The 13,816-nt window shown below is 71.0% G+C and carries 10 protein-coding genes; 4 read left to right on the top strand and 6 right to left on the bottom strand.

The annotated features are described in order from the left end of the window. Positions 1–156 precede the first annotated feature (156 nt). From cimA to ACZ4TR_RS42665, 5 genes are all read right to left on the bottom strand, one after another. Positions 157–1,770 (bottom strand): citramalate synthase, encoded by a 1,614-nt coding sequence (gene cimA / locus ACZ4TR_RS42685; protein WP_465293963.1) that lies wholly within the window; start codon positions 1,768–1,770, stop codon positions 157–159. A gap of 308 nt (positions 1,771–2,078) precedes the next feature. Continuing rightward, positions 2,079–3,119: a 3-isopropylmalate dehydrogenase gene (locus tag ACZ4TR_RS42680; protein ID WP_465293961.1), complete on the bottom strand. Its 1,041-nt coding sequence runs from the start codon at positions 3,117–3,119 to the stop codon at positions 2,079–2,081. A 228-nt stretch (positions 3,120–3,347) separates the two neighbouring features. Beyond that, positions 3,348–6,710 carry a S8 family serine peptidase gene (locus ACZ4TR_RS42675; protein WP_465293959.1) on the bottom strand — a complete coding sequence of 1,121 codons (3,363 nt, stop codon included), beginning with the start codon at positions 6,708–6,710 and terminating at the stop codon, positions 3,348–3,350. 236 nt (positions 6,711–6,946) lie between these two features. After that, positions 6,947–8,545, bottom strand: a complete 1,599-nt coding sequence (serA, locus tag ACZ4TR_RS42670) for a phosphoglycerate dehydrogenase (RefSeq protein ID WP_465293957.1) — start codon at positions 8,543–8,545, stop codon at positions 6,947–6,949. Between the two features lie 125 nt (positions 8,546–8,670). Further along, positions 8,671–9,234, bottom strand: a complete 564-nt coding sequence (locus tag ACZ4TR_RS42665; RefSeq protein WP_465293955.1) for a TetR/AcrR family transcriptional regulator — start codon at positions 9,232–9,234, stop codon at positions 8,671–8,673. A gap of 87 nt (positions 9,235–9,321) precedes the next feature. Between ACZ4TR_RS42665 and ACZ4TR_RS42660 the strand changes: the two genes are divergently transcribed. The 4 genes from ACZ4TR_RS42660 (at position 9,322) to ACZ4TR_RS42645 (ending at position 13,505) form a co-directional block, all read left to right on the top strand. After that, positions 9,322–10,221 carry an LLM class flavin-dependent oxidoreductase gene (locus tag ACZ4TR_RS42660; protein ID WP_465293954.1) on the top strand — a complete coding sequence of 300 codons (900 nt, stop codon included), beginning with the start codon at positions 9,322–9,324 and terminating at the stop codon, positions 10,219–10,221. Then, positions 10,218–11,030 (top strand): TIGR03620 family F420-dependent LLM class oxidoreductase, encoded by an 813-nt coding sequence (locus ACZ4TR_RS42655; protein WP_465293953.1) that lies wholly within the window; start codon positions 10,218–10,220, stop codon positions 11,028–11,030. Before ACZ4TR_RS42660 ends, ACZ4TR_RS42655 begins: the two co-directional genes overlap by 4 nt. A gap of 213 nt (positions 11,031–11,243) precedes the next feature. Next, on the top strand, positions 11,244–12,572 hold the full coding sequence (locus tag ACZ4TR_RS42650; RefSeq protein ID WP_465293951.1) for an ankyrin repeat domain-containing protein: 1,329 nt from the start codon (positions 11,244–11,246) through the stop codon (positions 12,570–12,572). A 69-nt stretch (positions 12,573–12,641) separates the two neighbouring features. Then, a complete protein-coding gene (locus ACZ4TR_RS42645; protein ID WP_465293949.1) occupies positions 12,642–13,505 on the top strand; it encodes a nuclear transport factor 2 family protein in 864 nt (287 codons plus the stop codon). Here the strand turns inward: ACZ4TR_RS42645 and ACZ4TR_RS42640 are convergent. Beyond that, positions 13,502–13,780 (bottom strand): DUF397 domain-containing protein, encoded by a 279-nt coding sequence (locus ACZ4TR_RS42640; protein ID WP_155545093.1) that lies wholly within the window; start codon positions 13,778–13,780, stop codon positions 13,502–13,504. The two genes, ACZ4TR_RS42645 and ACZ4TR_RS42640, sit on opposite strands and share 4 nt — an antisense overlap. Positions 13,781–13,816: the final 36 nt, after the last annotated feature.

Raw genomic sequence — 13,816 nt, 5'->3', positions numbered from 1 at the left:
GGAGCCCCCGGCCCGGGCCGAAGGCCCGGATGTCCCTGTGCCTTTCGGGGGTTCCGGGTGGCGGAGCCCCCGGCCCGGGCCGAAGGCCCGGATGTCCCTGTGCCTTTCGGGGGTTCCGGGTGGCGGAGCCCCCGGCCCGGGCCGAAGGCCCGGATGTCACTGTGCCGGGGCCACGGTGCTGCTCTTGTGCACGAGCGCGTCACAGAGGGCCAGCCAGCTGGCCTCGACGATGTTCCCGTGCACCCCGACCGTGGTCCACTCGCGCTCGCCGTCGGTGCTCTCGACCAGCACGCGCGTCACCGCGTCGGTGCCCGGGTGGCCCTGGAGGATGCGGACCTTGTAGTCGGCGAGCTCCACACTGTCCAACCAGGACAGGTGCGGCGACAGCGCCTTCCGCAGGGCGGCGTCGAGCGCGTGCACCGGGCCGATGCCCTCGGCGGTGGCGATGACGCGCTGGCCGCCGACGTGCACCTTGACCGTCGCTTCGGACACGACCTCGGCGTCGGCGCGGTGGTCGAGCACGACCCGGTAGGACTCGAGCTCGAACGGCGCCTCGGCGGGCACGTCGGCCTCCTGGCGCAGCAGGAGCTCGAGGGAGGCGTCGGCCGCCTCGAAGGACCAGCCCTCCGCTTCGAGGCGCTTGACCTTCGTGATGGCGCTGGTCAGCGCCTCGGGCCGGCCGGCAAGGTCGACCCCGAGCTCACGTCCCTTGAGCTCGAGGCTGGCCCTGCCGGCCATCTCGGTGACCAGTACCCGCATGTCATTGCCGACGGAAGACGGATCGATGTGGTTGTACAGCAACGGATCCACCTTGATCGCGCTCGCGTGCAGTCCCGCCTTGTGAGCGAAAGCCGACGCCCCTACGTACGCCTGGTGGGTGTAGGGGGCGAGGTTGGCGATTTCGGCAAGGGCATGGGAGACCCGGGTGAGCTCGGCGGCACCTCCGGTCGGGAGGACCTCCATCCCGAGCTTGGTCACCAGGTTTCCCGTCACGGCGAAGAGGTCGGCGTTGCCGGCCCGCTCCCCGTAACCGTTGGCGGTGCACTGAACGTGCGTCACGCCGGCCTGCACCGCGGCGACGGAGTTCGCCACGGCGCAGGAAGTGTCGTCCTGACAGTGGATCCCGAGGCGGAATCCCGTCTTTTCCTTGATGGTCCCGACCGTCTCGGCGAGACCCAGCGGCAGCTGCCCGCCGTTGGTGTCGCAGAGCACGAGAACGTCGGCGCCCGCGTTCCCCGCGGCGTCGAGGATCCTCAGCGAAGTCTCGGGCGAGTAGGCGTAGCCGTCGAAGAAGTGCTCGGCGTCGAGGAAGACCCGCCGGCCTTCCTTGACCAGGAACGCGACGGTGTCGCGGACCATGGCGCAGGCTTCGTCGACGTCGACCCGCAGGGCGCGTTCGATGTGCCGCAGATCGGACTTCGCAACGAGGGTGATGACGGGAGCTTCGCTGTCGAGCAGGGCCCGGACCTGCGGATCGGCGTCGGCGGTGGTGCCGGCCTTGCGGGTGGCGCCGAAAGCCACGAGAGCCGCGTGCTCGAGCTTGAGTTCGCCTTTCGCGGCGCGGGCGAAGAACTCCGTGTCCTTGGGCAGCGCACCCGGCCAGCCACCCTCGATGAACCCGACGCCGAGCTCGTCCAGCAGCCGCGCGACGGCCAGCTTGTCCTGCACGGAGTAGGAGATGCCCTCGCGCTGCGCACCGTCGCGCAGGGTCGTGTCGTAGAGGTGGAAGGCATCGCCGAGCGGGGTATCGGCGGGCTCCTGGCGGGTCACGGTGGTCTCCTAGTGCAGCGCTTCAAGCGTTTCGGGCAACAAAAAAACCTCCCGCAAGGGTGCGAGAGGTTGCGCGCCGGGGGCTCTTGTGGAGCTATCGTCCGGCGCGCTCGATGATAATGATCGCGAAGCTGGTCACGGTCGCATCATGCCACAGGGTTTCGCCGGAAGTCCACAACCTGGGTCAAGCTCCCACCATCCGGGAACACCAGGGCAGTGCCCAAAAGCCGTGAAGGCCTCCTTACCGGCTCGAGATGCCGGTAAGGAGGCCTTCACGGAGTACGGAAAGCGGAGTACGGAAAGCGGTCTCAGCCCGCCGTGCGCACGTTGGACGACACGAGGGCCGCCAGCCGGTCGCCGATCGCCGTCGTCGCGCCCGGGGAAGCCTGGTCCCGCGTGGCCAGATCGAACGCCACCGAAGCCTCGATCCGCCGCGCCGCTTCCTTCTGGCCCAGGTGGTCCAGCAGCAGCGCCACCGAAAGGACCGCCGCCGTCGGGTCCGCGAGACCCTGGCCCGCGATGTCCGGCGCCGAACCGTGGACCGGCTCGAACATGCTCGGGTTGCGGCGGGTCATGTCCAGGTTGCCGCTCGCCGCGAGGCCGATGCCGCCGGTCACCGCCGCCGCGAGGTCGGTGAGGATGTCGCCGAACAGGTTGTCCGTCACGATCACGTCGAACCGGGACGGGTCGGTCACCAGGTGGATGGTCGCCGCGTCCACATGGGAGTAGGCGACCGTCACGTCCGGGTGCTCCAGCGAGACCTCTTCGACGATCCGCGACCACAGCGACCCGGCGAACGACAGCACGTTGGTCTTGTGCACCAGCGTCAGGTGCTTGCGCGGGCGGCGCTCGGCGCGGCTGAACGCGTCCGCGACCACACGCCGGACGCCGTACGCCGTGTTGGTGCTGACCTCCGTCGCGATCTCGTGCTCGGTGTCCTTGCGGATCAAGCCACCCGTGCCCGCGTACGGGCCTTCGGTCCCTTCGCGCACGACGACCATGTCGACGTCGCCGGCGTCGGCCAGCGGTCCCCGGACACCCGGGTACAGCCGCGCCGGGCGCAGGTTGACGTGGTGGTCCATTTCGAACCGCAGACGCAGCAGCAGACCGCGCTCGAGGATGCCGCTCGGCACCGTCGGGTCGCCGACCGCGCCCAGCAGGATCGCGTCGTGCTGGCGGAGTTCGCCGAGCACCGACTCCGGGAGCAGCTCACCGGTCGCGTGCCACCGCGCGGCGCCGAGGTCGTAGTTCGTGATCTCCGCCGTCGGTACTACTTCACCGAGCACCTTCAGCGCCTCGGAGACCACCTCGGGCCCGATCCCGTCTCCTGGGATCACCGCGAGCCGCATCCACACACCTCCGTCGACGAGGCCACCGGATGCACCGATGGCCCACCGCAACAAAACGCCAGCAGCCGGAAGGTTACCGGCCGTAGACAAACGGCCGTAGCCGCACCACCCTTATGCCGCATCCTCCCGCAGGGTGAGGCACCCGATCGGGTTAACAAGAGCGGGGCGCCCCCGGCGGAAACCCGCCGGGAACGCCCCTGTTCCTGCTTCGATCGATCTTGCCCCGGACTAGCGGTGACCAGCCCCGATCGGCTGACGGTCGCTGCCCGGCCGGGCGCCCTGGGCGGCGTCCACCTTGACCACGTTCGCCCGGTTGCCCGCGGCGTTGTGGTGCTCGATGGCGAACAAACCGAGAGCCTTGTCCGCCGCGGCCGAAGCCGCGTTCCGGTTCACGACCAGCGCCGTTCCCGGCTTCGCGACGTAGCCCAGCGCGGCGTCGCCACCACCCTGCACCGAGTAGCCCGGCGCGAGCGCGTCGAACGAAAGCGGCGTGCCGACGTAGTCGATCAGCCCGTTCGTCGTGCCCGGCGCGACGTAGAAACCGCTCACGCCCACCGTGTAGGAGATGCGGTGGCTGTCGGCGGTCGCGTCGATGCCCAGCGCCGCCAGGGAAACCGGCAGCGTCACCACGTTCGTGTCGAACACGTTCGTGTCGACGTCGCCGAGCTGCCCGTTGACGGCCTGGACGTCCACCTGCGGGAAGCCCGGGGTCAGCGCGACCGTGACGGCCAGCAGCACGTCCGTGGACGTCGCCTTGGTCACGTAGGTCTCGAAGTCCGGCGTCCCGTCCCCGGTGGTGTCGATGTCGACGAACGGCGAGGTGTTGCTGCCGATGTTCGCCCAGTCGCCCCAGGTGGACAGGCCGAACGCGAGGATCGCGTTCTCCGGCTCACCCTGGTCCTTCGCCAGCGGCGCGGTGGAAGCCGCCCCGATGTAGCGGAGGTCGCCGCCCTTCGCGGTCTTGTTCACCGTGCAGTCGGTGACCACGTCCGCGTCGCACTCGGGCAGCTGCGGGGACTCCGCCTGCAGCTCGAGCACGCTGATCAGCGAGCGGTACCGCTGCGCGCCGGAGCCCTGGTCGACACCCTTGCCGGTCAGGTTCAGCACGGCCTGGGTGGCGTCCGGGGCGAACTTCACCGACTGCGGCGTCGAAATCGTCGACACCGGCTTGGGTGCGGCGTACACCGAAACCCGCAGCGGCACCTTGGCCCCGCTGGTCGGGGTGAAGGCGACGCGCCCGGATGCGTCGGCGACGAACTGCCGCGCCAGGCCGGCCTGGGTGGCCTGCATGGTCGGGTCCATGACCTTGCGCAGCGCCTTCGGGTCGGTGATCTTCAGCGTCACCTTGACCTTGGCGGTGCCGCGCGGGGTCAGCTTCACCGACGGCTTGTCCACTGTGTACTCGACACCCGGCAGCGCGTTGACCGCCTGGTAGCCCACCGTGTACTCGGCCGGCGTGACGCCCTTGTTGACCAGCTTGATCGTCTTCGACAGCGTCACCGGCCCGGAAGCCTCGACCGTGCCGAAGCTGACGCTGACCGCGCCCGGGTCGTCCTGGACGTAGGCCAGCACCTGGTTGTCCAGCGCCGCCTTGGCGTCGATCCGGCCGCTGCCGACGCGCTGCGGCGCGTAGGTGTGGCCCGCGCCGTCACCGACGTCGTGGCCGGCGGTGTCGATGACCGAGGCCTTGACCTCCTCGACCGACCAGTCCGGGTGGGACTGACGGACCAGCGCCGTGATGCCCGCGGTGTGCGGGGCGGCCATCGACGTGCCCGAGAGCACGGTCCGGCCGTTGCCGCTGCCGCGGAACGCCGAGGTGATCGTGTCACCGGGGGCGGCGACGTCCGGCTTGAGGGCCGGGCCGCGGGTGCCGCGCGAGGTGAACGAGCTCGGGGTGTCCACGATCGTCTTGTCGTAGGTCTGGATCGAGGCGCGCCCGGCGCCGTAGAGCCGGACCTGCAGCGTGCCCGCGGTCAGCGCCGCGCGCAGCGTCTTCGTCGCGGAACCGGTGAACTGGAACATCGGGATCGCCGTGTTGCCCGCGATGCCCGCGCTGAAGTGTTCCAAAGTGGACGACAGCAGCGCGCCCTTCGCCCCGGCCGCCTGGGCGTTGTTCGCCCGGGCCGCCGAACCGCAGGCGCGGGTCGAGTCGTTGTCGTCCCACTCCAGCCAGACGAACTTGCCGGCGGCCTTCGCCTTGTCCGCCGCGGAGTACGGCGCGCAGCCCGCGGCGTTCGCCGCCGAGAGGGCCACGACGGGCGCGGTCACGTCGAGGGTGTCGTAGCCGGTGTAGTTCTGGCTGTACTGCCCGGTTTTCTGGCCCGCGGCGTTCGCGGGGGCCTTGGCCTCGGCGGCGTCGCGCAGGATGCCCGCGTCGCGCGTGCTGGCGACGGTGAGCGCCTCCGGGGTGTTGCCCGGCGAGCCGGCGATGTCGTTGATGTCGCCGCCGTTGCCCGCGGAGATCACCGGGAGGACGTTGTTCGCGGCGAGCTTGCGCACGAACAGCGAGTCCGGGTCGTCCGGCGCGCCGAAGTCGGAGCCCAGCGACAGGTTGACGATGTCGAGGTGGTCGGTGAAGTCGCCGTCGCCGTCCGGGTCGAGCGCCCAGTCGAGCGCCTGCGAGGTGACGTTCGTCGAGCCCGCGCAGCCGAAGACCTTGATGGCGTAGAGGAGCGACTTCGGCGCCGTGCCCGGGCCGATCTGCATCGCGTCGACCTTCTTGGCGTCGAGCTTCTTGTAGTCGCCCTTGAAGGTCTTGCCGTCGGCGGTGACGCCGAAGCCGCCGATGGTGCCGGCCACGTGCGTGCCGTGCTCACCGCAGGCGAGGGGGTTCGGGTCGGGCGCCGGGGTGGTCTTGCCGGCCGTCGCCGCGTCGTAGTCGTCACCGACGAGGTCGGTGCCGCCGACGACCTTGGCGCTCGGGAAGAGCGGGGTCGGCTTGGTCCGGTCGACGCCGTTGTACGCGGCCTTCGTGCCCGGCCCGCCGAAGTCGGCGTGGGTGTAGTCGATGCCGTCGTCGATCACGCCGACGCGGACGTTGTCGCCGAACTTGCCGGTCTGCTGCCACGCGGCGAGCGTGTTGGTCAGCTGCTCGGCGCTGGCGTTGGTGCGGGTCTTCGGCACGACCGTGCGCACCGAAACGACGTCCGCGCGCTTCGCGACTTCGCGCAGCTTCGCGGCGTCAGCGGTGACGACGACGCCGGGGACGGCGTTGGCGGTCTGCGTGACGACCTGCGGCTGGGCGTCGGCCGAGCGCAGCTGGCCGAGGACCGAGCCCACGGCGGCGGCGGTGTCGGCCTTCGCGGCGCGGGCGGCCCGCTTCGCCTGGTCCTTGCCCTGCGGCTGCGCGGCGGTGAACGCGTCGACGGCGGGCTTCTTCGCCAGCTCGACGAACGCGGTGACGCGGCCCTGCGCGGCACCCAGCCGCGGCGAGAGCTTGCCCTGCAGCTTCGCGTCGTCGATCTTCGCCGGCGCCACCCCGTCGGCGAGTGGTGCGTCGGCAGCGCTCGCGACCGGCGCCCCCAGCGCGGCCGCCAGCACGACGGCGAAGAACGCCGTCGTGATGCGAGCGGGTAAGCGGGATCTGCTCATGAGTCGGCCCCTTACTCGAGGTCTGGACCCGAACCTGCCTGCCGCTCCTAGCACCCCCGACGGTGAAGCACGGCGACCGCGCCGTGCCCTCGACGACGCGTGGTTCGACCTCGCGGAGAGAACCTAATGCCCCAAAACACCTACTTACGTAGGCAAAGGACTCCGTTATCCAGATGTGATTGCGTGCGAAGGCCCCCTCACCGCGGACGGTGAGGGGGCCTTTGTCATGTCTCGCGTCAGTTGAAGTCGACGGCGCGGATCGTGTGCGCCCCGACCGAAGCGCCGATGGGCTCCAGCAGGTGAGCGTCGATGTGGCGGTCGACGCGCAGGAGCATCACGGCGTCGGAACCGTCGGTCGTCTGGCTGATCTGCGCGGCCTCGATGTTGATGCCGGCCTCGCCGAGCAGCGTCCCGACGCGGCCCATCACGCCCGGGCGGTCGCCGTACTCGACCAGCAGGACCGTGCCCTCGGCGCGCAGGTCGAAGCCGCGGCCGTTGACCTCGACCAGCTTCTCGACCTCGTCCTTGCCGGTGACCGAACCGGACACGGTCAGCACCGAGCCGTCGGCGTGCACCGCGCGCACCGTGACCAGGCTGCGGAACTTCGGGCTCTCCGACTCGGTGACCAGCTCGACCTGCACGCCCAGCTTCTCCGCCAGCTGCGGCGCGTTGACGAACGTGACCTGGTCCTCGACCACGCCGGTGAACACCCCGCGCAGCGCGGCCAGCTGCAGCACGCCGGTGTCTTCGCTGGTCAGCTCGCCCTTGACCTGCACGGTCACCGAGTTCGGCGCCGTCGGGTTCAGGGCGGTGAGCAGCTGGCCGAGCTTCTGCGTCAGCGTCAGGTACGGGCGGACGTGCTCGCCCACCGCGCCGCCGCCGGACACGTTCACCGCGTCCGGCACGAAGTCGCCGCGCAGCGCCAGCAGCACGGACTTCGCGACGTCGGTGCCCGCGCGGTCCTGCGCCTCGGCCGTCGACGCGCCGAGGTGCGGCGTCACGACGACGTTCTCCAGCTCGAACAGCGGGCTGGACGTGGTCGGCTCGGTGACGAAGACGTCGATGCCGGCACCGCCGACGTGACCCGAGCGCAGCGCGTCGGCCAGGTCCTCTTCGACGATCAGCCCGCCGCGGGCGGCGTTCACGATGATGACGCCCGGCTTGGTCTTCTTCAGCGCCTCGGCGTCGATGAGGCCCTTGGTCTCCGGCGTCTTCGGCAGGTGGATGGAGATGGCGTCGGCGCGCGACAGGAGCTCGTCGAGGGTGACGAGCTCGATGCCGAGCTGGCCCGCGCGCGCGGCCGAGACGTAGGGGTCGTAGGCGATGATCTTGGTGTCGAACGCGGCGAGGCGCTGGGCGAACAGCTGGCCGATCTTGCCGAGCCCGACCACGCCGACGGTCTTGCCCTGCAGCTCCACACCCGAGAACGAGCTGCGCTTCCACTCGCCGCCGCGCAGGCTCTGGCTGGCGGCCGGGACCCGGCGCGCGACCGACAGCAGCAGGGCGACGGCGTGCTCCGCGGCGGAGACGATGTTCGACGTCGGCGCGTTGACGACCAGGACGCCGCGCTCGGTGGCGGCGGGCACCTCGACGTTGTCCAGGCCGACACCCGCGCGGGCGACGACCTTCAGCTGCGTCGTGGCGCCGAGGACCTCGGCGTCGACCTTCGTGGCGGAGCGGACCAGCAGCGCGTCGGCGCTCTTCACCGCCTCCAGCAGCGCGGATCGATCCGTACCGTCGACGTGCCGGACCTCCACCTCGTCACCGAACACACTCAGCACGGAGGGGGCGAGCTTCTCCGCGATGAGGACGACGGGTTTGCTGGGCTTGCTCACGATGCGGCTCCCACTATCTGGTCACTTCCAGGACGCTGTGTGTCGACAAACGGTCTGTGCACGTCGTTGTGCCCCGGTCGAGGCGGAGTTTAACCCGCTGGACCGCCCCCTGGCTTCCCACGGTGTTAACTCACTCGTAATCCTTCGAAAACAAGAGCCAGGAGGCGGTGCATGCCTCCCGGGCCGGGCAGGTGGCCCCCCGCCCAGGATGCCGCGTGCAGCAAGAGAAGAAGCTCGTCGGTGGTGACGTCTTCGCGCAGTGCGCCTTCGGTTTTCGCACGTTCCACTAGATGGGATCCCGCCTCCCGCATTTCGTGGCACGACGCGTACAACCGGGATGATTCGTCGCTGAGCGCGTCGGCCGTGAGTTCCACCAGACCGCGGAACGTGCCGGTGGCGTCGCCCAGCCCGGCCAGCCAGGTCTGCAGCGCGGCCAGTGGCTCGGCGTGGGTGAGCAGTTCGCGCGCCCGCTCGGCCTGCGCGTCGAACCGGGTGCGCAGCAGGGTTTCGAGCAGTGCGTCGCGGGTCGGGAAGTGCCGGTAGAGCGTGCCGATGCCGACCCCGGCGCGGCGCGCGATGTCTTCCAGCGACGCCTCGACGCCGTGTTCGGCGAAGGCGCGCTGTGCCTCCCCGAGGAGGCGCTCGTAGTTGCGGCGGGCGTCCGCGCGCATCGGCTTGACTTCGGTCATCTCCCCTCCGACCTTACCGGGTAGCCAATCGGAGGCTACCTCCGTATATTAACCGGAGGCAGCCTCACCTTACTGGAGGGAACAAGAATGACCCTGGTCGAAGACACACGGGCCCGGCTCGGCGCGATCGGCGCCTGGCTGCCGAGCGCGCCCCTGCAACCACCCCCGGACGTCGAGCGGGCGGCCACCCGCCGGCTCGCCGACGCCGCCTACCGCTCGGTGTGGAGCGGCGAAGGACCCGGCACCCGGGAGGTGTTCGCCCACTTCGGCGACCTCCTGGCCTCGGTGCCGGACGTCGTGCTCGGCACCGGCATCGCCAACGTCCGGGCCCGGCCCGAGCGGACCGCCGAAAAGGGCGGGGCGACCCTCGCCCACGCCCATCCCGGCCGGTTCGTGCTCGGCGTCGGCATCGGGCACGCGTTCCAGGCGGCGAAGCACGGCGAGGAGTACCGGCCGCTGGAGCGCATGCGGGACTATCTGTCCGAAATGGACGCGACGGCGGCGGAAAACCCCGCACCCGTGGCGTTTCCCCGCGTACTGGCCGCGGTCGGGCCGCGGATGCTCGAGCTCGCCCGCGACCACGCCGACGGCGCCCACCCGTTCGCCCAGCCGGTCACGCACACGCCGTACGCCCGCGAAATCCTCGGACCGGACAAGCTCTTGATCCCCCAGCAGACCGTGGTCCCCGGCAGCCGGGAAGACGCTCGCGCGCACGTCCGGCGCACGGTCGCCCAGCTGCGCGACAACCAGGTGAAGGCGCATCTCGCGGGCTGGCGGCGGCTCGGCTACACGCCCGCCGACATCGACGGCCCGAGCGACCGGTTCGTCGACGACCTCGTCCTGTGGGGCGACGCCGGGACCATCGCGAAACGGCTGACCGAGCTCCTCGAAGCGGGCGCCGACCACGTCCTGCCGACCCCGTGGGCGCCGTCGTTCGAATCCACTGTGGACATATTGACCGAGCTGGCCACGGCGGTGCCCCGATGAGCGTCGGGATCTGGCGGTTCTTCGACGGCGACCCGGTCGGCGTCCTGCGCGAGACGGCCGCCGAGGTGGAGGAACTCGGCTTCGCCGCGATCTGGTTCGGCGAGTACGCCGGACGGGAGGCGTTCACGCAGGCGGCACTGCTCCTGGCGGCGACGTCGAAGCTGACGATCGCCACCGGGGTCGCGCGGTTCGACCAGCGCTCCCCGCTCGCCGCGGAGGGCGCCGTCCGCGCGCTGGGCGAGGCCTACCCGGGCCGGTTCATCGCCGGGCTGGGCGGGCACCGGCCGGGCGCGCGGCCGCTGGCGGCGATCCGCGAATACCTCGACGGGATGGACTCCGCCGAACTGCCCGGGCTGCCCCAGCCCACACCGCGGCCACGCCGGGTGCTCGCGGCGCTGGGGCCGAAGCTGCTGGACCTGGCGGCCGAGCGGGCCGACGGCGCCCACCCGTACTTCGTCCCGCCGGAGCACACGGCGCTGGCCCGCGAACGGCTCGGGCCGGGCAAGTACCTGGCGGTCGAGCAGGCGGTGGTCCTCGACGCTTCCCCTTCGGCCGCCCGGGAGCACGTCGACCTGTACGTCCGGCAGGCCCCGCACCACCAGGCGAACCTGCGCCGGCTCGGCTTCACGGAGGAGGACCTGGCCGACGGCGGCAGCGACCGCCTGGTCGACGCCCTCGTCGCGACCGGCGAACAGGCAGCGGCGGACCGGATCCGGGCTCACCTCGACGCGGGCGCCGACCACGTCTGCGTCCAGGTCCTGGCCCGCACGGAAAACTCCTACCGCCGCCTGGCCGACCTCCTCCCGTAACTCGCGTGATGCCCCTCCAATCACGCGTGAAGCCCGTGGGATCACGCCAGATGCCCCTTTCCGCACACCGGGGTAGGGTGACGGGACGCGGTGAGGGCCGCGTCCCGTCCGCGGAAAGGGCCGAGCCCACCCCCGCAGTACCGCACCACCAGCTCCGCACCTTCTTTCCTGCCCGGTGCCGGCGGACCACGGGCGACGAGGGAAGGAGGCATCATGGGCCCGCTGCCCGCGAAACCCAGCCTGGACCAGCTCCGCAAGCGCGCGAAGGATCTCGCACGCGCCGAGGGCGTCAAACTCTCCGAAGCGCAGTTCCGGATCGCCCGCGACCACGGCTTCCCGAGCTGGCCGAAACTCCGGGCGTACGTCCGGCGCGTCACGGAACACGGCGAAAACCTGCAGCACCCGTACCACCAGGACGTCCACTACTACGCCGAACGCGCGCTCGGCCTGCTCGCCTCGGCCGAGGACGGGACACCGGGCGCGCGCGAGCCGTTCGAGCGCCGGGGCCAGCCGCTGACCCGGGACGGCGCGCTCGTGGTCGTCGCCCGTGAGCACGGTTTCGTTTCCTGGCGCACCCTCCGAGAGCACGTCGAGTCGCTTGTGGACAGTGGCGAGCCGTTCGCGCGGGCGTACCGCGCGGTCGAAGCCCGGGACCCCGACGCGCTGGAAGCGCTGCTGACGGAGTTCCCCGGCCTGGTCACCGCCCGCGGCACCAACGGCAACGACCTGCTCGGCATGGCCGGCGCGACCTGCGACGAGCGGCTCAGCCGGATCCTGCTCGACCACGGCGCCGACCCGGCCCGCGGCAACGTCCACGGCTGGACCCCGCTGCACCAGGCCGCGTACAAGAACCTGCCGCTCCTGCTCGACCAGCTGCTCGACGCCGGCGCCCCGGTCGACGTCTCCGCTCGGGGCGACGGCGGCACTCCCCTGGTCGTCGCGCTGTTCTGGGGTCACCGCGAGGCCGCGGAGAAGCTGGCGCCGCACGGCCGGGCGCCCGGCAACCTGCGCGTCGCGGCCGGGCTCGGCGACGCGGACCTGCTCGACGAACTCCTGCGACCCGGGCACCCCGCGGCCGGCGCACACCGGGGCTTTTACCGCCCGCACAGCGGTTTCCCACTCTGGCACCCGAAAGACGACCCTGCCGAAGTCAGGAACGAAGCCCTGGCCTGGGCGGCCCGCAACGACCGCGTCGACGCGCTGAAAACCCTCGTCGCCCGGGGCGCCGACCCGGACGCCGACGTCTACCGCGGCACCGCCCTCGCCTGGGCGGCGGCGACGGGCCGGGTCGCCGCGATCCGGACGCTCCTCGAGCTCGGCGCCGACGTGAACCACGTCGGCACGTTCGGCGGCCCGAACCACGGCGAAGGCGTCACGGCCCTGCACCTCGCCGCGCAGTCCGGGCACCTCGACGCGGTCCGCGTCCTCGTCGAAAACGGCGCCGACCTCGAGGCCCGGGACGCGATCTTCCACAGCACGCCGGAGAAGTGGGCCGACGTGTGCGAGCAGCCGGCGGCCCGGGACCTCCTCCGAACCCTGTAGACAACCGGAGTCTGTAGTCCGTATCTTCGGAGATGGACTACAGACTCCGGTTTGCCACTGGGAGGATTCATGACCACACCCCGCGACGTGTTCGCCGCATTGTCCGACGGCATCAGCGAAGGACGGTTCGGCGAGCTTTCCGCGCTCTACGCCGAGGACACCGTCGTCGAGCATCCGCAGGCCGTGCCCCGGCCGACACGGCTGACCGGCCGTGACGCGCTCCACGAAAGATTCACCGGCGTCCTCGCCGGGGCGGTGCGGCTCAAGCGCAAGAACGTGGTCGTCCACGAGACGACGGATCCCGAGGTGATCGTCGCCGAATACGACTACGACGCCGAGTCCGCCGAAACCGGCCGGACGACCACGACGGCCAACATCCAGGTGCTGCGCGTGCGCGACGGCCTCATCGTCCATTCCCGCGACTACCACGACTACCTGCGGCTCGCGGCGATCCGCGACGGCGTCGACCTGCTCGTGAAGGCCTATGAGCAGGCGCCACCGCGCGAGCTTTCGCCGGTCACCCCGGAAAGCGACGGGACGGTGTTCGAAAAGCTGGTGCACGGCGTGGCGGGCGGCCGCTGGGACGAGCTTCCGGACCTGTACGCGGAAGAAACGCACGTGACGCACCCGTTCCTGCCGGGCTCCGCGGTGATCCGGACGCGCGAGGAGACCCGCGAGCACTTCGCGGCGGGCAAGGCGCTGAACCCGGGGTTCGCGGTCGCGGACCTGGTCACCTACCAGGGCACCGATCCCGAGGTGCTGATCGGCGAGTTCGCTTACCAGGGCGAATACGGCGGACGGCCGGTGCGGATCGCCAACATCTTCTCGATGCGCGTGCGCGACGGCCTGATCGTCGAGTCCCGCGACTACGGCGACCACCTCGGCATCGCGGGCGACACCGGTCAGATCCCCGCGCTGGCGGCGAAGCTTTAGGCCTCCGCGAGGTCCTCGGGCAGGTCGAACTCGCCGTCGCGGACGCCCTTGACGAACGCGTCCCACTCCCCCGGCGTGAAGACGAGGATGACGCCGTCCGGCTTCGACGACTGCCGCATCGCGGTGTAGGTGACGCCGTCGGTGTGCTCGATGAAGGCGTACTCGACGCAGTCGTCGAGGGTGACACCCTCGGGCTCGGCCCGGATCCACTCGGCCTTCGTGAAGTCGAGGTGGTGCCGGATGTGCGCCTTGTCGTCGACCGGCTGCTCACTCATGTCGCCAGCGTAGCGAAACGACCACCGAACGCACTG

Source organism: Amycolatopsis sp. NPDC028719, assembly GCF_055565395.1.
Note: the sequence above shows the minus strand (reverse complement) of the source record. Positions and strands in the feature narration are given on the sequence as shown.

What these genes read in the sequence shown, in the direction of transcription:
- ACZ4TR_RS42675 (WP_465293959.1), bottom strand. Translation starts at nt 6,710, where the DNA reads ATGAGCAGATCCCGCTTACCCGCTCGCATCACGACGGCGTTCTTCGCC.
- ACZ4TR_RS42645 (WP_465293949.1), top strand. Translation starts at nt 12,642, where the DNA reads ATGACCACACCCCGCGACGTGTTCGCCGCATTGTCCGACGGCATCAGC.
- ACZ4TR_RS42660 (WP_465293954.1), top strand. Translation starts at nt 9,322, where the DNA reads ATGACCCTGGTCGAAGACACACGGGCCCGGCTCGGCGCGATCGGCGCC.
- ACZ4TR_RS42640 (WP_155545093.1), bottom strand. Translation starts at nt 13,780, where the DNA reads ATGAGTGAGCAGCCGGTCGACGACAAGGCGCACATCCGGCACCACCTC.
- ACZ4TR_RS42650 (WP_465293951.1), top strand. Translation starts at nt 11,244, where the DNA reads ATGGGCCCGCTGCCCGCGAAACCCAGCCTGGACCAGCTCCGCAAGCGC.
- ACZ4TR_RS42680 (WP_465293961.1), bottom strand. Translation starts at nt 3,119, where the DNA reads ATGCGGCTCGCGGTGATCCCAGGAGACGGGATCGGGCCCGAGGTGGTC.
- ACZ4TR_RS42655 (WP_465293953.1), top strand. Translation starts at nt 10,218, where the DNA reads ATGAGCGTCGGGATCTGGCGGTTCTTCGACGGCGACCCGGTCGGCGTC.
- ACZ4TR_RS42665 (WP_465293955.1), bottom strand. Translation starts at nt 9,234, where the DNA reads ATGACCGAAGTCAAGCCGATGCGCGCGGACGCCCGCCGCAACTACGAG.